17 protein-coding genes and 1 tRNA gene are annotated in these 20,283 nt (G+C 35.3%); 9 read left to right on the forward strand and 9 right to left on the reverse strand.

What is annotated here, in order from left to right; translation table 11 throughout:
* Positions 1-158: 158 nt before the first annotated feature.
* Positions 159-1,061: a LysR family transcriptional regulator gene (locus FDO66_RS17725; RefSeq protein WP_141433995.1), complete on the reverse strand. Its 903-nt coding sequence runs from the start codon at positions 1,059-1,061 to the stop codon at positions 159-161.
* 123 nt (positions 1,062-1,184) lie between these two features.
* Here FDO66_RS17725 and ilvN point away from each other — a divergent pair, with 123 nt between their 5' ends.
* Positions 1,185-2,663 (forward strand): acetolactate synthase small subunit, encoded by a 1,479-nt coding sequence (ilvN, locus tag FDO66_RS17730; protein ID WP_141433996.1) that lies wholly within the window; start codon positions 1,185-1,187, stop codon positions 2,661-2,663.
* 101 nt (positions 2,664-2,764) lie between these two features.
* Here ilvN and FDO66_RS20960 read toward each other — a convergent pair whose 3' ends face one another.
* Complete coding sequence (locus tag FDO66_RS20960) at positions 2,765-2,920, reverse strand: hypothetical protein (RefSeq protein ID WP_181444637.1); 156 nt, start codon at positions 2,918-2,920, stop codon at positions 2,765-2,767.
* Between the two features lie 150 nt (positions 2,921-3,070).
* On the opposite strand from FDO66_RS20960, the gene FDO66_RS17735 reads away from it, so the two are divergent.
* Complete coding sequence (locus tag FDO66_RS17735) at positions 3,071-3,442, forward strand: carboxymuconolactone decarboxylase family protein (protein ID WP_141433997.1); 372 nt, start codon at positions 3,071-3,073, stop codon at positions 3,440-3,442.
* Positions 3,443-3,525: 83 nt separating this feature from the next.
* On the opposite strand, the gene FDO66_RS17740 is transcribed toward FDO66_RS17735, so the two are convergent.
* A complete protein-coding gene (locus tag FDO66_RS17740) occupies positions 3,526-4,284 on the reverse strand; it encodes an exodeoxyribonuclease III (protein ID WP_141433998.1) in 759 nt (252 codons plus the stop codon).
* 133 nt (positions 4,285-4,417) lie between these two features.
* Here FDO66_RS17740 and FDO66_RS17745 point away from each other — a divergent pair, with 133 nt between their 5' ends.
* The 4 genes from FDO66_RS17745 to FDO66_RS20970 all read left to right on the forward strand — a co-directional run bounded on the left by FDO66_RS17745 (position 4,418) and on the right by FDO66_RS20970 (position 5,674).
* Positions 4,418-4,669, forward strand: a complete 252-nt coding sequence (locus FDO66_RS17745) for a YpbS family protein (protein WP_141433999.1) — start codon at positions 4,418-4,420, stop codon at positions 4,667-4,669.
* Between the two features lie 121 nt (positions 4,670-4,790).
* The gene (locus FDO66_RS17750; protein WP_141434000.1) at positions 4,791-5,213 is read left to right on the forward strand and encodes a hypothetical protein; all 423 of its coding nucleotides are present in this window, start codon (positions 4,791-4,793) and stop codon (positions 5,211-5,213) included.
* A gap of 208 nt (positions 5,214-5,421) precedes the next feature.
* Complete coding sequence (locus FDO66_RS20965; RefSeq protein WP_181444638.1) at positions 5,422-5,559, forward strand: hypothetical protein; 138 nt, start codon at positions 5,422-5,424, stop codon at positions 5,557-5,559.
* A gap of 30 nt (positions 5,560-5,589) precedes the next feature.
* Positions 5,590-5,674, forward strand: a tRNA-OTHER gene (locus tag FDO66_RS20970).
* Between the two features lie 289 nt (positions 5,675-5,963).
* Here the strand turns inward: FDO66_RS20970 and FDO66_RS17755 are convergent.
* Positions 5,964-11,780: a TIM-barrel domain-containing protein gene (locus tag FDO66_RS17755; RefSeq protein ID WP_141434001.1), complete on the reverse strand. Its 5,817-nt coding sequence runs from the start codon at positions 11,778-11,780 to the stop codon at positions 5,964-5,966.
* A 451-nt stretch (positions 11,781-12,231) separates the two neighbouring features.
* Positions 12,232-12,672 (reverse strand): peptidylprolyl isomerase, encoded by a 441-nt coding sequence (locus tag FDO66_RS17760; protein ID WP_141434002.1) that lies wholly within the window; start codon positions 12,670-12,672, stop codon positions 12,232-12,234.
* Positions 12,673-12,862: 190 nt separating this feature from the next.
* On the opposite strand from FDO66_RS17760, the gene FDO66_RS17765 reads away from it, so the two are divergent.
* Positions 12,863-13,399: a ribonuclease H-like YkuK family protein gene (locus FDO66_RS17765; RefSeq protein WP_141434003.1), complete on the forward strand. Its 537-nt coding sequence runs from the start codon at positions 12,863-12,865 to the stop codon at positions 13,397-13,399.
* Positions 13,400-13,612: 213 nt separating this feature from the next.
* Here the strand turns inward: FDO66_RS17765 and clpP are convergent, their stop codons facing one another.
* Positions 13,613-14,212: an ATP-dependent Clp endopeptidase proteolytic subunit ClpP gene (gene clpP / locus FDO66_RS17770; RefSeq protein WP_141434004.1), complete on the reverse strand. Its 600-nt coding sequence runs from the start codon at positions 14,210-14,212 to the stop codon at positions 13,613-13,615.
* Positions 14,213-14,347: 135 nt separating this feature from the next.
* Positions 14,348-15,043, reverse strand: a complete 696-nt coding sequence (locus tag FDO66_RS17775; RefSeq protein ID WP_141434005.1) for a sigma factor-like helix-turn-helix DNA-binding protein — start codon at positions 15,041-15,043, stop codon at positions 14,348-14,350.
* A gap of 291 nt (positions 15,044-15,334) precedes the next feature.
* On the opposite strand from FDO66_RS17775, the gene FDO66_RS17780 reads away from it, so the two are divergent.
* Positions 15,335-15,856, forward strand: coding sequence for a MerR family transcriptional regulator (locus tag FDO66_RS17780; RefSeq protein ID WP_258535773.1), 522 nt, complete (start codon positions 15,335-15,337; stop codon positions 15,854-15,856).
* 85 nt (positions 15,857-15,941) lie between these two features.
* Here the strand turns inward: FDO66_RS17780 and FDO66_RS17785 are convergent, their stop codons facing one another.
* Both FDO66_RS17785 and galU read right to left on the reverse strand, forming a co-directional pair.
* Positions 15,942-17,270 carry a UDP-glucose dehydrogenase family protein gene (locus tag FDO66_RS17785; RefSeq protein ID WP_141434020.1) on the reverse strand — a complete coding sequence of 443 codons (1,329 nt, stop codon included), beginning with the start codon at positions 17,268-17,270 and terminating at the stop codon, positions 15,942-15,944.
* 18 nt (positions 17,271-17,288) lie between these two features.
* Positions 17,289-18,176, reverse strand: coding sequence for a UTP--glucose-1-phosphate uridylyltransferase GalU (gene galU, locus FDO66_RS17790; RefSeq protein WP_258535774.1), 888 nt, complete (start codon positions 18,174-18,176; stop codon positions 17,289-17,291).
* Between the two features lie 330 nt (positions 18,177-18,506).
* Between galU and FDO66_RS17795 the strand changes: the two genes are divergently transcribed.
* A complete protein-coding gene (locus FDO66_RS17795) occupies positions 18,507-20,168 on the forward strand; it encodes a glycosyltransferase family 4 protein (RefSeq protein ID WP_141434007.1) in 1,662 nt (553 codons plus the stop codon).
* Positions 20,169-20,283: the final 115 nt, after the last annotated feature.

Consider the following 20,283-nt stretch of genomic DNA (forward strand, 5'->3'; position numbering starts at 1 on the left):
ACCGCACATAAGAGATATTATGCGCGGTAATGTTGAAATGATAGTTTTTAAAAGAATAACCTATAGTTTTGTTATTATTGCTACATAAAAAATAGCCACCATCCAAATCACTTTTGGATGGTGGCTTTCATAATCAAATGAACATATTTCAATACGTTTTAATCTGTACTCTCCTTTTTAAACAACTCAATAAATCGCCGAGCACTTTTAGAAAGATATCGATTTTTTAGCCACACAATTCCTACATCGGATTGTACGGTGGTATCAGGCATGTCAAATAATTCAATGTCAGAGATTGGAAAAGAAGACAAGACAGACTTTGGAAGAATGGTCACTCCTATCCCGGCTACGACTAAAGCGATGGTAATAGCTACACTTGAACATTCGGATATGATATTCGGCTCAAAACCTAATCGTCTACACTCATTGACAATTTTTTCATTCAATTGAATCGTTTTATCACTTTTTAAGGCTATTAAAGGGATATTTTCTAAATCCTTTAATAAAAACGAAGTTTGAATAGGTCTCCAATTCCGTTTTTTAGGAACAACAATCACAAAAGGATCGGATGGCAAACGAAGAATTTCATATCTACTTATATCGTAATTCGATTCAAAGGGAAGTCGTGTCATAACCAACTCAATGCTTCGATTCTCTAGATATTCTCCTAAAACTGAATGGTCACCCTCTAAAATCTTAAAAGTAACATGTGGATAACGTTCCCGAAAAAAAGCGATTTTCTCAGGTAGCAAGGAAACGCAGGTGAATACAGATCCGATCGATAGCATTCCTTGTATCCCTTGATCGATTTCTTTGATTTCAGTGATTGTTTCATTTAATTGATGAATAATACTTTCTGCTTTTGATTGTAAAATAGTGCCTGCTTCCGTTAAAGTCATCTGCTTGCCATTTCGATCAAATAACGTCACACCTAATTCTTCCTCCATTATTTTTAATTGACGACTTAATGGCGGCTGTTCGATGTTTAGCGTTTTAGCAGCACGAGTAATTTGTCCTTCTTTTGCTATGGCTAAAAAATATCGAAGCTGACGTACATCCAATGATTAACCCTCCCATACATCTATACTTTTTTGATATGGTTTACAAACAATACAGATATTTTTCATATATACAATTGAATGATATCATAAAATTAGACTTATAGAGAAGGAGGAATAAGTTACGTGCATACCCATATGATTTCGGTTATTGTGAAGAATCAGCCAGGTGTATTATCACAGGTTTCTAATTTATTTACTCAATCCGGACTTAATATCGACTCTTTATCCGTTGGCAAATACAAAGAAATACATACAGCTAGAATGAAAATCTCTCTAACAGCTGAAGAAAATAACCTTGAAAAAGTGATTAAGCAGCTTGATAGCTTAATAGATGTAATTCAAGTAAATGTGATTCGTCAAAATCCTGCAATGAACTTAATTGGAAATCAATTAAGCTATGTTTTTTCAAATCGAACCATATCGTTTTGGTTAGTTGCCTATAGCTTATTTATTACCCTTCTTGGGACGAATATCCCAGCCCCTCTGCTCGCACTTTACCGTACACAATGGAATTTATCGACTGGAATGGTTACTCTTCTTTTTGCCATCTATGCAATAGTCGTTATTCCAACCATTATCATATCTGGACAATTATCTGATCGACTAGGCAGAAGAAAACTGCTTATCCCAGGTGTGTTATTTTCAATCATAGGGTCCGTGTTCTTTACTCTTTCAACGAATATTGAAATGCTGCTTCTTTCAAGAATATTCCAAGGTCTTTCAGTGGGAATGCTAAATGGAGTAGCCGTTGCAGCATTGACGGAATTAGATAAAAAACAAAACCGAATCAAAGCTGCTTTTATTGGAGCGATGGCTGTTACAGTTGGTAACGCACTAGGTCCTGTAATTTCAGGCTTTCTCGGAGAGTATGCACCTTTCCCTACGAAGCTCGCTTATCTTATCCATATGTTTTTAGCGATCCCTGGCTTTATTGGCCTATTATATATGAGTGAGAATGTTCATCCTTCTAGAAAAAACATTCAACTGCATAGACCTTCAGTGCCAAAGGACATTCGGAAACGTTTTTATATGTCTGGAATGACCTCCTTCATCGCGTGGTCAATTATGAGTTTAATGCTTTCCATTATTCCAACCTATATAAATGAGATTGTAGGAAGCTCTAATTTGAGTGTTGCAGGAGCTATCGTTGCTCTTGTACTTGGTCTTTCAACCGTTAGTCAACTAATTTTTAAAAGATTAACGATACAAAAATTAGTTTTAAGCGGATATATCCTATCAATCTTTGGGTTAATGGCTTTAGTCATCACATTATCAACAAAATCACTTTTCTTTTTATTCTTAACAACCGTTTTAATTGGATTCGGACATGGTCCTACCTTTGCAGGAAGCTTGGCATTAACCAATGAAATTTCACCGAACCGATCACGAGGTGATATTATCGCATCTTTTTATGTATTAACGTATTTAGGTGTCAGTATCCCTGTTTTAGGTCTTGGGTTTGCCGCTCATTGGCTTGGACTAAATAACTCGATTGTTTTGTATTCTATTTTGATGAGTATCATGATTTTTATCAGCATGTTCCATTGGAATCTTGATCGTAGAATCGAGAAAAAAATAGATTCAGTTTATACTTTAGAATAGAGTTATAACAATGAAGGGATAGTTACGGCTATCCCTTCATTGTTATATGGCGGTATTCTTAGTTTTGCAGGTGAATTTTCGTAAATAAATCTGTTAGCTCATCATTTAGATGTCTCTGAATTTTGTGTTGCTTCCTTATCAAAAGAGTTCGATTCATGTGATTCGTAACCATAACCTGTTGAACTTATTTCAAAAAATTCTGCATTTACCCCTTTTTTATTAACTCTTTTCAGCTTATCAAACGTATCTTTTTCCATAATGATCACCTCTCAGCTAGTTTTCTACCCAGCACTCAAATTATTCCTAAGTATCTTTAAAGAAATTTTTACGGAACATCACTTTTGCATAGAGTGAGAATGATAATAACATACTAATGTTGATTATATTTTGAATGGGGTGTAGCATATATGGAACATTATTATGAACCTGCAAATTCAATTGAAGCAGCTCTTCATGATTATAAAATGGGGTTAGGTGTATTCACACAAAAAATGCCTGAATTAGCGCAGCACTATAATGCCTTTACAGAAACATGCTTTAAGGAAGGTACCTTGTCACAAAAACAAAAGCAGCTGATTGCATTTGGAATCAGTTTATATTCCCAGGATGAGTATTGTATTATATACCATTTGAAAGGCTGCCTTGATCAAGGAGCATCAGAGGAAGAGGTTTTAGAAGCAGTTGGAGTAACAGCCGCATTCGGCGGAGGAGCAACTATGAGTCAGGCCGTAACATTAGTTCAAGAAGCGTTAACAGAATTTAATCAGTTAAAGCAATAGGTTAATTTACAAAGAGGCTATCTCATAAGTAAAATTGCTTTTGAGACGCCTCTTTAATGATAAAAATTTATAGTATATCCCTCTTAAGAAGATAAATTCTCAATTTCTATTAAAACTGGACAATGGTCACTCCCCATTATTTGTGCATGAATTTGTGCATCGTTCAGACGATCTTTTAATTGATTAGATACAAGAAAATAATCAATGCGCCAGCCAATATTTCTTTCCCTGACTTTATTCATATAGGACCACCATGAATAGGCACCCTCTTGATCTGGATAAAAAAATCGAAATGAATCGATAAAACCTGACCCAAGAAGCTCGGTCATTTTCCCTCTTTCCTCAACCGTAAAGCCTGAATTTTTCATATTCGATTTAGGGTTCTTTAAATCTATTTCCTGATGAGCTACATTTAAATCTCCACATAAAATAACAGGCTTTATCTTATCTAATTCTAGTAAATAATCTCGAATTTGATCCTCCCAATCAAGTCGATAATCTAGCCTAGCTAAGTCTCTTTGCGAATTTGGAACATAGACATTAACGAGATAAAACGTATCAAATTCTAAAGTAATCGCTCTACCCTCTAGATCTTCTGTCCCTATTCCATAATAGACTGATAACGGTTTTACTTTTGTAAAAACAGCCGTCCCTGAATACCCCTTTTTCTGGGCATAATTCCAATATTGAAGATATCCATCCAACTCTAAGATTATTTGTCCTTCCTGCAGCTTTGTTTCTTGTATACAAAAAACATCCGCATCTATTTCATTAAAATAATCTAAAAATCCCTTTTTTACACAAGCACGAATTCCATTGACGTTCCAAGATACTAGCTTCATATTTTGTTATTAAACTCCTTGTTGATTATTTCCTTTATATTAAACTTAAAGGAACATCACTTCAAGAAATCCTTACAAAAAGGGCTTAAGTTTGTTATGATAATTAAATAAAAAAGATAAAGGGGTATCATCAATGAGTGTTCATATCGCTATTACAAAGCATGCTCAAAAACAAAATACAATCATAAGAGAATTTATTTATTTAGATCAAAAACGTGAAGAGTACATTGAAGAAGTTATTTCGCAGTGTAAAAATGGAGAAACATTTACAACTGAGAAAATTAATCAAGTTACTCTAAAAATAAATGAGCTAGCTAAATCTGGCAAGACTCCACAGAGAAAATACGTTACAATTGACATGGTTCAGGAATATGTAAATAAATAATAACTTTTACTATAGGTATTCTACTTTTATAATTGATCACATATAAACTGCAGTGGATTTCGTCATGGAAGTCTCACTGCTTTTTAATTGATTTCTTGAAAAATTTGAAAGGTTTGAATAAATGAAGCGTCTTAAATTCTTTTTATTAATCATTATTCCTATTCTCCTATTTTGCTTTTTTTATTTTCGTTTTGATCAAGAATTTGGAGATCCCGCTCATGATGAAATACAAGTTGGTTTTAACGTCGATGACGAGAGTGTTAAAGTAAATGATCCGGCTGAAATAATAAAAGCTAACCAAGCTTTCAATGTTGTCGTTACTTATGCAAATATGGTTGAGGGAAATTCTAATTTTCCTGCAAAATTGCAGATCACAAGCTTAGAAAGCAACGAAATCATCTTTGAGGATAATTGGATTGATTCATATGGGATATCAGGTAAAACAAATAAAATTTATCCAGAGAATTGGAAAATAGGCAAGTATAATCTCACACTATTTCGCAATGACAAGGTGATAACAACTAAAACCATTGAATTGAAATAAGAAATATGAATTAGAAAAAGTGCCACCGATTGAAGGAGATATTCTTGTAGGGGAACGCCAGCGAAACACATCAATTTATCACGCATTAATGGGCAATAAGACCTCCACCACAAGGTTATGAGTGTAAACTAGAAATCCTACGTGGAGGATAACTGCCGACGACAGACAGAACGTCCTAGTCAGGCGAATGCCACAGGATGTGGCATGTATGAGCGTGATTGGTTCAACTAACCATCAGTGGGGGATGAAGCAGACAAAAGCGCGACGTCCTGTCGCATTATCTGCACTAGTACTTCCTGTACGTCGGAAAACCCCCATTGATGGAAGTTTCACTTTATATGTATAAAAAAACGAATCTTGCAAATAATACACATTAGGACTTGTAGCTCAACGTGTAGAGCAGTCATCAGTTAACCCGTTAATTGTTGTTCTTCTTGTGGGTTCGAATCCCACCAAGTCCTATTTTCTTCTATGCCAAAGTAAGTGTTCCAATCTTTAATCCTATTTAAGAACCAATACGACGCTAAACAAAGTTATAGCAATCATGCAGTTGCATCTTTAAAGTGGTGAAAACTGCTATTTTTATCTTTGGATCGCCTTATCGTTTTAAATCCTCGTTTTTTTCTTGAGGTACATTAAGTATAAAACGTATATTTTTACACAGTACAAAGGGTATTAGACGGGAATCAAATCCATCTAATACCCTTTTTTACTCATCCTTTTTTTGCACTAATTTAATCATCTAATTTTTTATTTCGTCCCTTTATCAATCGTAATAATTTGAGCTTCTGAGGTAGATACTTCTTTTGTTTTTACGATTACCATTCCTGTTTGAGCATCGTAATACCAAACATCAGCCCCAGCATCAACTGCTTCTTTCGATTGAACTTGTTTCAATTTTATACCATTCCGCTTCACTGATTTAATGCCTTTGTTATCAACTGCACCGACTTTTATTTCTCCAATCCAAGTTCTTTTTTCCACACGCCCATCAAAGCTGCCATTCATTGCTGCCATTTCAAGAGTTACGATACCTGCATTTGCTGCAACTGTAAGCTTTGTTTCTGCTGATTGTCCATTTTCATATTTGTAGGTTTGACCGTCGTCTTCATATAATGTAAAGCTTGTTGCTTCTCCATTTTGTTTTGGATATGCTTTTATTATCATTTTATTTGCTGGTCCTTCAGAGGTATAATTTTGGACCTCACGCTCAGGAATAATCGCACCTTCCCTTACAAAGACCGGAATCTTTGACAAGTCTGCACCGTATTCAATACTTTGTCCTCCTGAAACTGTTTTTTGAGTGCTCCAATCATACCATTTTCCTTCTGGTAAATAGATATTTCTCTTTGTTATGCCTTCTAATGTAATCGGAGCCACAAGCATATTTGGACCAAACATCCATTGATCTTCAATCCCAAACACGTTTGTATCATTAGCAAAATCCATAACTAAAGGTCTCATTAATGAGATATTTCCTTCGGATGTTTGCTTTGTTGCTGAATAAATATAAGGCAGCAACTTGTAACGCTGTACAATGCTTTGTTTAACATTGGACTCTGCCTCTGTTCCAAATACCCATGGCTCTCGTGTATTCGTTGGATCGCCACATTCGCAGTTATGGGCACGGTAGATCGGCATAAAAGATCCAGCTTGCATCCAACGTGTATATAGCTCAGCGGATGGTTTGCCATAAAAACCGCCAATATCTGTTGCAAAATAAGGGATACCAGACATCGCAGAGCTTAAACCTAATTGTAGATTGTGCCTGAAGGACTCCCAGCTTGCATCCACATCTCCACTCCAAACCGTTGTTCCATATTCTTGAATACCAGAAAAACCTGAGCGTGACAAGGTCCACAGTCTGTTGTCACTATAGCTTCTATGTCCACCGTAAAAAGACTTTGCCTCATTTAATGCATATACATTTCTTATTTCTGATGCATTTCCTTTAAAGAATTGATGTCTTAGTGAATCTGTGTCTTTTTCCGGTTCATTTAGATCAATCCAATACCCTTTCACACCTGCGTCATGTAAGGATTTAACCTGGGTGTTGAACCAATCAACTGCCTTAGGATTTGTGAAATCAACTAATCCTGCTTTTCCGTACCAAGCGTCATATATAATTGTATTGCCAGAAGTGTCCTTTACAAAGTAGCCATTTCGATCCCCTTCATTATAATTATTTGCTGTTACTTGAATGTATGGATCGACAATTGGTACTGTCTTGACACCTTTCTTCGCTAACTGCTCCATATTTTCTTTTGGATTGGCAAAAGCATCAGACCAAGTCATGTCAAAGTAGTGATTATCTTTAGCCCAATATGCATCGAGAATCATTCCATCTAAAGGAATTTGTTTTTCACGGAATGTATCTACGATCTGATTCACCTCTTGCCAGCTTTTATATCCATACTTGGATTGGATATAGCCCAGAGCCCATAGTGGCGGCATTGGAGGAGTCCCGGTTAGATCTGCATAGCTTTTCATAATATCCGTTAAAGGACTTTCTTTTTTACCGGCCATAAAGTAGTAAATCATTTCCCCATTTGGTGCATTAAATGTATATGTTTTGTTATCTGAAGCCCCCATGTCAAACGTGACATTTTCATAGGTGTTATCAAAATAAAGACCGTATCCCTTCGTACTAGTAAAGAATGTACCAGAAATATCAGAGGTGTTACCGCCATATCCTCCCTTCATTGCATTGTTCATGACAACCTTATGACCTTTTCGATCGAAGGACTGGGAATCACGATCGATCCCTAAACCAAAGAAATGTTCATTTGGATCAAGGTTCATAGCCGAATATACCCCTGTATCTCCATCATAGCCTAAACCTTTCCCTTCATGTTGCTCTGTTAACATATTCGTGTTTGCAGCATCATAGTAGGCTAGTTTAAATGGAGACTTATAAGCACGCAAACTCACTTTGTCTGTTTGAATCAAGATATAGCTATCTTGATCACTTACCTTAGGGACGATTGATACATCTTCTTGATCAACAACAAACGATGCCTTTTTCTTAAATATCCCCGTCGGTTCCATCCATACTTTTGCTGTATCATCTTGAACGAATTCAATTTTTACCTTTTCATCGCTCTTTGAATTTAACACAATACTTTTCCCATCATTGGTTACAGCATATGGCGTTTGATCATCTAAACTATTAATATACGAAACATTTTGATACTCAGATGGATCTTTTTTCGACATTTCTACTCGATCAAGGTCAAGTACACTTCCAGCTTGGCCATCTGCCATAACACCAACCTTTACGACTTCACCATTCATTAATTGGATATTCGGGACTTTTACTTCTTTCCAATCTCCGCTCGCAGTGATCGGCACTTCCTTGGTACCTCCTGAATAAGTAACATAAACCACTGCTTTGTCAAAGTTACCGGATTTTCGAGTTTTTATTGATAAGGTGTAATTTCCATCAATTGGCGCCTGACTAAATTGCCACAAATCGGAGGAATAAGCTTCTTCCCCTGCTATTCGTACAAATTTATTTCCATCTTCCGATTTGATTGATTGGTTAACCATATTGGTACGGCTCCAGCTTGTAAAACCATCCTCAAACTCATTGTTATTTAGCTTGATCTCTACATCCTCAGGAATATCTGAGCTGGCTGAAGCAAGCTCAACATTGTCAATTTGCATGGATGTATCTGCTTTAGGAGCTTCCAAATAAAATTCAATCGTCAATTGACCTTCTGTGACTTCAATCGTGTCCGTATTAAATTTTTTATATTCAAAATCATCTGCAGTCCACTTCTGCTTTACAGGACCATCTGGATCTTTTAGTTTTGGTGTAATCGTTACTTCAACATCCTCTTTTCCAGGTTGGGAAATAATCATTTTCGCAACACCGCCTGAAAAGCTCGGATCTAAATGCGGCATTAATTTGACCATAGATGATATGGTATATTTGCCATTCTTTAAACCAACGATTGTTTGCTTTGATGAAGCTTTTCCGCCTTCATTCGGAGAATAAAGGTATTGTTTATATCCTTCGTATGAATCATTTTTATCAACACCATGCCAGATCGTTGTGCCAAAAGTATTGACAGTCCAGCCTGTTTCATTGCCCATTTCAAAATCTCCGTTTACTAGTTGTCCCGAACTAGTCCCGAATTGTATGGAGTCGACGGCAACAGAACCTTTATCTTCTTCTGTAAATTCCAGGGTAACTAAATTTTCCCCTTTATTTAGTTGGACCGATTTTTCGACGGTTCCCCATTTACCTTCACTAGATGGGAAAGACACTGTTTTAGGTGCACTAATCACGTTCATTTCTTCATCCTCAACGGAAAGTGATAAAGTGCTTGCTTCTGCATGATCATTCGCATATTTTATAGCTATTGGGAACTGCCCAGCTTCGGGCATTTCAACAGCAATCGTTACCTTTGATCCTTTTTTATCAAGCCCTTTAATGTAACCAAATCCATCATAACCCATTTTTTCGTTATCGAAGATGGCTCCGCCTTGATAAGAGGCTACTTCCGTTTGATATAATTTTTTGTTAGATTTTGGAACTAATTTTAGGACAGTACTGTCATGTGGTTCGAGCATTTCAGAATACATCGTACGGTAACCTAAATCTGTATGATTCCATAAATCACGAGCAAAAGCTTCTTCCTTGAGTCCAAGATCTTTTTTGAAGTCGATTGAAAGTCCTTTACTCACATCACTGCGATTAAAGAGAGAAACAACCCAAGATCCATCTGGCAATTGACCAGCCCATCTTTCACTGTCACGGCTGCCATTATTCTTATAGTGTAAATTTGAATAAAAAATAGGTTTCCCTACAAAACCGCGTTTGTTTAATTCTATTAATTCAGTGTTTTGATAATATTTATAATTATCCCCTATTGTGTCGTATTGATCTGCAATGGTAATAGGAGAACCTGCCATGGTGAAAAGTGAAATGGCTGTTTTCTTTTCATCTTCAGCAAATTGGCCTTTAAACGTATTTAACTTTAAGAAATCACCGTCATTGATCATGGAACCACGTCCGGAAATATCCGCAAAACCAGTAAATCCTTGGAATGGATTGGCCCATTGAGACCAATTATTTGTCCATTCTTGTCTTCGTCCGCTAATATGATCCCATCCTCCACTAAAAGCATCTTCATCGATTCGAATCATATCACCGTATTGTTGTTCATATTCCCCATGGTTTTTTAGGTCGGGCATTACGAGACTTAGGAAAATATCATTCTTTTTAGTAGCTTCATTCATCCATTGTAGCGCTTTGCGATATTGTTCTCTTGTATGACCTGTACCTATTTGGCCTAACCCTTTATCGTAACCGCTTTCATACCATGATAAAAAGTCTACACGTAAATAGGAAGCACCTTGTTCAGCAAAAAAATCTACATATCCTTTCAAGAATTTTTCTGCATCAGGATGATCAACATTTAACCAGTAAAGAGCTCGTTCTCCCCCTTGACCGCCATCAAAGCGATCACCTTGCAGTATTTTGCCGTTACCTAAATCCTGGGGCTCGGTAATCACAAGATCAGCTACTGGTGTATCTGTCCCTACAACCTTGTATTTATCGGGATTTTTCACTACTTCAGGGCTAATCCAAAGAGGATTGTAATAAATTCCAAATTTCATCCCTTTACTCTTGACATAATCTGCCCAGTGTTTCCATGTATGCCCATCTGGGTAACGTTCATTCGGATATCCTTTCCAATCAGTATCTGAAATTGGAGGCTGATTTGGATCGACAGCTTCAAAAGTGATATCATCCAGTTGCAACGAAGCATTGCCATTTTTGGAATCAATCACAATTTCAACCGTCATATCAGTCCCAATAGACTTTACATCAATTGTGTAGTTTTGATAAGTTGAACTTAGCTTGATTGGTACACTCTTAACCATTTCTCCATTCTGACTGATACGTATTTCAGCAAAGCTTCCAATTGCATCATCAATAAACTGATTTGATCCGCTAAAATCAGCTAAAGTTGCCCAAGAAGAAAGTCGATAGGTTTTATCTTTCTCAATTCCTGTCACAGTCTGGCTAGCAGATGCATTGAAAGCAGAATTTTTATAAAAATAAAACTTAAAGTTATTACGAGCACCAGATTTATCCACACCATAATCGGCATTTCCTTTTATATCCCATCCTTCTGTGGTCGCGTACTCAAAATCACCGTTAAAAAGTTTTCCTGTTTTAAGATACGGTTTATCCCGTCCATCCATATAAATTGGATCACTCATCCATCGATCATTATGTGATACAATGTAACCGTTTTTATTTAAAAGCGTTGCTCCCTCAATCCATCCGTCAGTACTAATCATATCGTATCCATAGGCTTTAAAATTTTTAGCCATCCAATCAATATTATCCTTTAACCGATGTTCTGGCATGAACACATCTTTTGCAAATTGGTGCTCATATGTAATCCAATACATCGGCCCTGCCCCTTGTCTAGTAAACTTACTATCTCTTGCATATACAGAACTAACCATCATATTTGAAACAAACAAAGAAAAAAATAGCGTTAAGATTATGATTTTCTGTTTAGATTTGTGCTTATAATTCTGCATGTTACAGCCTCCAAATCTCAATATTTATCAACCATCTTTTTTGATTTGCCGATTGTTTAATAGAAATCAATTTGTAAGCGTATACATTTTGGTTTATAAAAACGATCCGCTATATACTCTCCCCCCTTTGCGTTGAATTTAACATATTTCATTCATTGAAACAAGTATGACTATCTTTACATTTTTCGACAAGTGCTAGAATAGTATTTTCTCTTTTCACAAGTTGATCGTTTTTTTTTTTTTGAATTTGGATTAAGCTTGTAGGAATATGTGGAGAAAAATTTTTTGTTATTGAATAAATAAACTCTGGATTTCAGAAAAAACTGATATTTAAGGGGAATGTTACAGGATTCACAAATATGAATATAAGTAAATACTCATTTCATTTTTACAAAAAAATGACAATACGATTAGGTAAGTAAGGGAGAGCCTTAGCTCTCCTTACTTTTACTTATTCTGCATCTAATACTTCTACTTTTTCCATAACATCGCCATTTCTCATCGCTTTTACAGCTGCAATTCCAGAAGTGACTTTACCAAACACAGTGTGTACACCATTTAAATGAGGCTGTGGATCATGTACGATAAAGAACTGGCTTCCACCTGTGTTTCTACCTGCATGAGCCATTGAAAGAGAGCCTTCTTCATGCTTATGAGGATTCCCTTCTGTTTCACAATTAATCGTATATCCTGGCCCGCCAGAACCGTTTCCTACTGGACAACCGCCTTGGCTTACAAACCCTGGGATAACACGATGAAAGGTTAAGCCGTTATAAAATCCTGAATTTGCTAATTTTTCAAAGTTCTCAACTGTTCCAGGTGCTGCTTCTGGGAATAGATCAAACTCAATTTTCTCTCCATTTTTCATTAATATGTATCCTTTTTTCGCCATTATTAACACTCCTTTAATAAAATCATCGTTATCATACCATTTTTTATCCACTAAATGAAAGCGATACGCAAAAATTAACGAAAATTTAGAACAAGTTTAATATCCTACAACATAAGATATAAAAGAATACATTGTAAAAGCGTTTAATTTTTGCTGAAAAAGGTAAATGATATGAAATAGGTGATAAAAAATGAAACATTTTCAAATTTATCAATATCCTTTTCAAAATTTACAAGAAAAAAATATGACTTTTGAACAGGTATTTCAGCGCATCATTAAATTTATGAAGCTTCAGCCAAGTGGAAATTATCGGTTAATGGTCGGTACTGACTCACAGGGTCATATGAATCACACTGTTTTTATTACTGGAATTGTGATTCAAAATGAAGGGAAAGGTGTATGGGCTTGCATTCGAAAAGTCATCGTTCCGAGAAAAATGGAGTATTTACACGAAAAAATCTCCCTTGAAACCTCCTTAACGGAAGAAGTCGTTTACATGTTTAATGATGAAAAAAAGAGCGAGATGATTGATATCGTGCTGCCTTATATTTATCATGGTGCGACATTTACGATGGAAGGGCATATTGATATTGGTGCAGGAAAGAGAAATAAAACAAGAGAATTTGTCAAGGAGATGGTAGCTAGGATCGAATCTATGGGAATTGAGCCGAAAATTAAGCCAGATGCCTTTGTTGCCTCAAGCTATGCGAACCGATATACAAAATAAGGTCCTTTCACAACTTGAACTGTGAAAAGACCTTTTTTTCTAATATAATCAGAATTTATATCTGAAGTTAGATTACTGTCTAAATCCGACGTACAGGATGTACTAGTGCCGATGTTGCCACAGGACGTGGCGCTTTTAATCGGGCAACCCTATCTACTAGAAGTGCTTCCCTCACCTCGTTTACGATAAGTCAACATCGACGCTTGCGCTTTTCTAATGATCTTTATTTTTTATCTGTGGTGAAATGATTTCATCTATGATTCCAAACTCTAAAGCTTCTTTAGCATTCATAAAGTAGTCTCGATCTGTCGCTTTTTCAATCTTATCAACAGTCTGGCCTGTTAAGTCTGCAATCATTTGATTCGTTTTTTCTTTAAGCTTTAATATACGGCGAGCGGATATTTCAATTTCTGTTGCTTGACCACGTGCTCCTCCAAGAGGCTGGTGAATCATGATTTCACTATTTGGCAAGGCATACCGTTTCCCTTTTGTACCTGCAACCAATAGTAATGCCCCAAAGGAAAAGGCTGATCCTATACATATGGTACTAACATCAGGTTTAATATATTGCATCGTATCCAAAATAGCAAATCCAGCAGTCGTAGAACCACCTGGGCTGTTTATATAAATAGAAATATCTTTATCAGGGTTATCAGCTGCTAAAAATAGTAATTGCGCCACGACACTATTCGCAACATGATCGTTGATTTCATCACTAAGCATGATGATTCGATCCTTTAACAAACGTGAATAAATATCATAGGAACGTTCTCCGTGATTCGATTGTTCGATAACATAAGGTACACTACTCATTTTCAAAATCCTCCTTTAATAACTAGCTATGTTAAATAACTCTGTTGATTTTTGAATCATTTAGCGAAACAGCGTTTCACACGAATGATTCAAAAATCGCTTTTATCAAAAATATTCTTTAACTCGGCCTAATAATTATGCTGCCATAGAGAAAGTACATAAAGGAGAAATGGATGATGATTTACTTTGAACTTCATTTCTATGATTAAGTCCAAATGCTAAAGAAGAAATAGATGGAATACTTCGAATTAAAATTTTTGGGTCCTGTTCTTTTAATGATTGATAAAACAGAGAAGAAAGCAACTTTTGTTCATGATCCTCCCAAAATTCAACAACTCGCTCATCCATATTTTTTTTCAAACGATTTTTAGCTCGATGGTAGCTTGACTTCACCGCATTTTCAGAAGTTTCAAATATATTTGCGATCTCATTAGCCTGATACTGAAAAGCTTCCTTTAATAAAAAGATGACCGCTTGTTTTGGAGTTAATTGTTTTACTAACAATTCAACTGTATCCATTGAATCAATTGGCAGGGAACCGTTTTGCCCTTCTATTTTTTCGGGCGCTGCTTCAATGATTTCTTTTTGCTTTTTTCTAATCGTGTCAATCCAATGATGATAAGCAATTTTATTTAATAAGCTCGAATTTAATGTCGAGTGATATTGAACTTGAAGGAGAATCTTAAGAATAGTCTCCTGAGCAATATCTTCCCCATCCCACTCGTTTTTTGTGAGAAATGAACAATACTGTTTAAGCTTTGGATAAAGCTCGATTATCCGATCCGATGTGTTTCCTTTTTGTCCTTCATTCTTATCAAGCTGATCAAGCATCATCTCACTCCTTTATCACTTTCTCTACGTTATAAACGAATTAGAGGGCTACAAAAGATACGGGTAAAAAAAAATTAATAAAAATAATGATAATTTTCAATATATTACCTATCTAACCATTAATAATCGAATCAATCAATCGAGAAAACATCACACATATAGATAAACATTTTCAAAATAAGTAAAAAATCATAAGAAAACCACTTTCTTTGCCGAATCAATACTTGTTTTGTCAACGACAAAGGAATTATGAAAATTAAAAAGAATACTTTCAATAAAGGAGGAATTCTCATGATGAATACAAATGCAGTTGCAAAGCTTTTAGGGGTCTCTCCAAGCACCATTCAGCGTTGGGTAAAACAGTTTAAACTCGAAATGACACGAAATGAGCTCGGTCATTATCTTTTTACAGAAGAAGATATATCCCAATTAAAACAAATTCAAGAACAGCTCCATAACGGGGTATCTTTACATGATATTTCGGTAAATGGAAATCGATCACGAAAAGGAACGTTGAAAACGAGTGAAAATGATAAAAGAGCTCTTGAGATTTTAGTGAAAATGAATGAATTGGAAAGGAAATTGAATGATAAGGCGGATTCCGTTGTATCATATCAACTCCTCCACCATAGAGATGAAATCGAACAATTACAAAAGCAAATGAAGAAGCTTTCAGGTCAAATTGAAGCTTTAGAAAAGAAGATGGAAATTAACAAGAACATCTATTCTGAGAATCTTCTTGTTTTTGATCAAACAAAACCAAAAAAGAAAATAAAACGAAAAAATATTATTTCTACTTTTTTTAGCTTCTAAAAAACAGCTTATCTTATGATAGGCTGTTTTTTATTATTACAAGTTTACATAATATTATTATTTATCATTTTTTTTAAAAATAATGTTAATTTTCATGCGCTGTTTTTTCTACATACAAAGACGGTCTGCCCATTGAATGATATTCGATTGGATATCTTTTCATTTCTTCAATGCTAAAACAATTTCTTCCATCAAAAATAATCGGCTCTTTCATCCATAGTGAAATTAAGTATAACTTAGTTTCTTTGAATTCTTGCCATTCTGTAAGAATAAAAGCACAATCAGCATTTTGTAAAACATCCTTCACCGAATTGGAAAATACTACTTTAGGACTCAAGATCTTTTTTGCATTTGGCATTGCAATTGGATCATAGGCTATAACCGTTGCTCCTAATTCAAGTAATTGATCAATTGTATCAAGCGAAGAAGCTTCTCTCATATCATCTGTATTTGGCTTAAAGGCTAATCCAAGCACAGCAACCTTCATGCCTGTCAAAGTACCAAAACGTTTTAATGCTCTTTTTACGAGTATCGTTTTTTGTTCATCATTCACTTCTATCACTGAATTTAATATTTTCATATCATAATTTTGATCCTGTGCCATTTTTAACAATGCAGAAGTATCCTTTGGAAAACACGAACCCCCATAACCAATTCCAGCCTTTAGAAATTCCAGACCAATTCGTTTATCCATTCCCATTCCTACAGCTACTTCTTCAATATTCGCTCCTGCTATTTCGCAAAAATTAGATATCTCATTAATAAAACTTATTTTGGTTGCTAAAAAGGAATTCGAAGCATACTTAATCATTTCAGCAGTTCGAATATCAGTTTTAAAAATTGGGATACTCAAAGGCTTATACATTTTTTCAAGAGTCGCAGCAACCGTTTCATCCTTGGTTCCAATTACAATTCGATCCCCATGAAAGCTATCATAAACAGCAGACCCTTCTCTAAGAAATTCTGGATTTGATGCAATATGAACTTTTACATTTCTTTTTAAGTGTTGTTTAATCAGCGTCTCAATATAATCATTGGTGTTGATTGGAACGGTACTTTTTGTCACTACGATAACATCATTGTTAATATGTTCCGCAATATCCTTCGCTGTTTGCTCAATATAAGAAAGGTTCGCAGAACCATCGGGCTTTTCAGGCGTACCGACCGCAATGATAATGATTTCAGCATTTGAAAAGCCGTGATTATGACTAGTTGTAAAGCTAAGTCTGTTCTTTTTTATATTTTTCTTCATTAAATTCTCAAGTTCAGGTTCATAAATAGGTGAAAACCCTTTTTTCAGTTTTAAGACTTTTTGTTCATCTATATCAATACAGGAGACATTATGACCGATTTCAGCTAAGCAAACACCAGTAACTAAACCTACATACCCAGTACCAACAACAGCAATATTCATAGCCACAGCCTCATCATCCTAACTTCTTAATCCTTCTTGGATCATTACTTTTTTTAAATAATGTAATACTTCTTTACGTAAATCAGAACGTTTGAGAGAAAAATCAATTGTTGCAGTTATAAATCCAATCTTTTTCCCAATATCATATCTTTGCCCTTCGAACTGAAAGGCTAATACAGATTGAGATTCATTCAAAATTTTAATAGCATCTGTTAACTGAACTTCTCCCCTGTGATCCTCTGGCAAATCTTTTAAAATATTAAAAATCTCAGGAGATAATACATATCGACCCATAATGGCATAACGGGATGGTGCTTGGTGCTTTTCTGGTTTTTCGATCACTGATTCAATTTGAATAACATTTTCCTTCAATACGTCCCCTGTTGATTTGATGATTCCATAATTAGACACTTCTTCCTTATCTACTTCTTGCACCCCTACAACTGAGGAATGATAACGATCATAGATCTCTATTAACTGTTTTAAACAAGGCTTCTTAGATTGTACAATGTCATCTCCAAGTAAAACAGCGAATGGTTCATGACCAATAAAGCTTCGACCACAATATATGGCATGCCCTAACCCTTTTGGTTCTTTTTGGCGAATATAATGGATATTGATTAAGTTTGAGATTTTTTGAATTTCATTCAATAATGTATGCTGATTTTTTTTTAATAGTGTCTCTTCTAGTTCATAGGATTTATCAAAATGATCCTCAATTGATCGTTTATTTCGACCACTAATAATAATAATATCTTCTATCCCTGATTCGACCGCTTCTTCCACAATATATTGAATCGCTGGCTTATCTACTATAGGCAGCATTTCTTTGGGCAATGCTTTGGTGGCAGGAAGAAATCTTGTCCCTAAGCCTGCAGCAGGGATAATTGCTTTACGAATCTTCAATCCCATCTCTCCTCTTGGGACGATTGGTTCATTTAAAAAAACAATCGTTTATTTTTGTGCACACCCGCTCTTAAATCTTTTTAATTTAAAAAGTTAAGTTCTTTTGCTATTAATACTATGCATTTTATTCGAGATGGTTTGGACGGTTCTCTTGCAAAAATAGAAAAGCGAAAAACGCTCTTACTCTGTTTCTAAGCAAATATCTAATAATCTGTCCAATATGAGTAAGGTATCCTATACAAAATAAGGATTAAAACATATTTTAGTAGCATAGATAAATAAATTAATATTTTTTACAATTGGTTTACAGTAGAAGGAGGTAAAAGATAAATGAAAGTATTAATGATTTGTACGGAAAAACTACCTATTCCTCCTGTATTAGGGGGTGCCATTCAAACATATATTGCAGGGAATCTTCCTTTCTTAAGAAAAAATCATAAAGTTACGGTATTAGGAACAAATGATCCATCTTTACCAGATTCAGAGATAATTGATGGAATAAACTATGTTCGTGTACCCGGAAAAATTCTAGAAATTTATATGGAGGGTGTTGTTCGTTATATAGAAGGAAATCAATTTGATCTTATTCATATTTTTAATCGCCCTCGCCTTGTCTTACCTGTTCGCAAAGCTGCTCCACACTCAAAAATTACTTTAAGTATGCATAATGATATGTTCAATCCAGAAAAGATTAACCCTGAAGAAGCGAAGGAAGCTATCGAGCAAGTTTCAAATATCATCACTGTTAGCAACTACATTGGTAACGTAATCAAAAATTTATATCCTCAAGCATCGTCTAAGGTACGTACCATCTATTCTGGAGTGGATGCGGAAAGATTTTTGCCTGGAAATCATCCGAAAATGCGAAAAATACGTCATCAATTAAGACAAGAAAATGGCATTGAAAATAAAACTGTCATATTTTTCGCTGGAAGACTCTCTCATAACAAGGGTGTTGATCTGCTGATTAGAGCCTTGCCTGAGCTTTCAAAGAGATTTAAAGATTTAGCAGTAGTCATTGCAGGTAGTAAATGGTTTAGTCAAGATGGAATAACAGATTATATTGCTTATGTTAAATCTTTAGCTAAAAAACTAACGGTTCCAGTTATATCCACAGGTTACGTAAAAGCCGATGAAATTCAAAACTGGTTCGCAGCAGCTGATTTATTTGTCTGTACTTCCCAATGGCAGGAGCCTCTAGCAAGGGTTCATTATGAAGCGATGGCGGCTGGTCTTCCGATCATTACAACAGCAAGGGGAGGAAATCCAGAAGTAATTCAACCATCAGAAAACGGTTTTGTTATCGAAAACCCTGAGGATCCAAGTCAATTTGCAGAGAAAATTTCAATGATATTATCCAATAAAGCAATGATGAGAAAAATGGGAGAGCGAGGAAGAGAGATTGCAATTTCCCGTTATCAATGGAATCGAGTTGCTTCTGAACTATTAGAGGTATGGGAGCAATCTGCTATGCCTTCAACGAGCTTATCACCAGTCTCATCTCCAGAAAAAGTAACAAACCTAACCACAAATGATACGAAAAAAGTTAACAAAGTAAAAACTAAAAAAGCAGAAACGAATAAGAAATCTATCTCTTTTTCAACTGATTCTCTAAAACAATCAGAACAAATAAAAGTGAATCAAAAAAATAAAGATGAGAAAAAAGTTCCGAAAATCCAACAAAATCAAGAGAATTCCCTTCAAAAAGATAATATGACCTCCGTTAAGAAAGAAAAGGAACTTGAAACAACCGATCATAGCATTTGGAGTTTTAGAAAAGTGGAAGTCATTGAAGAAGAATTCTTTTTTAGAAAAGGGAAAGTCATTGAAGAAGAATTCTCTTTTAGAAAAACAAAAAGTAATAAAACAGATATTAGTTTTTATAGGAGAAACGAAGATAATGAAGATAATAAGGAAGAAAAAGATATCAAGTTCAGCAATGATAATAAAAGGGTAGTTGCTGATTTTCAATGGAGAAAAAGGAATTCTTGAATATTTTCTCCAGCATTATTGAGCAGTATAAGCTCTAGAGAATCAAGTAGCAAAGGTGTGGAATAACTGCTCGTAAAAAACCGACGACGAGCAGGACGTCCTAGTTAGGCGAATG

It is taken from the genome of Bacillus sp. 03113 (genome assembly GCF_006546985.1).
Taxonomy (GTDB): Bacteria; Bacillota; Bacilli; order Bacillales; family Cytobacillaceae; genus VATK01.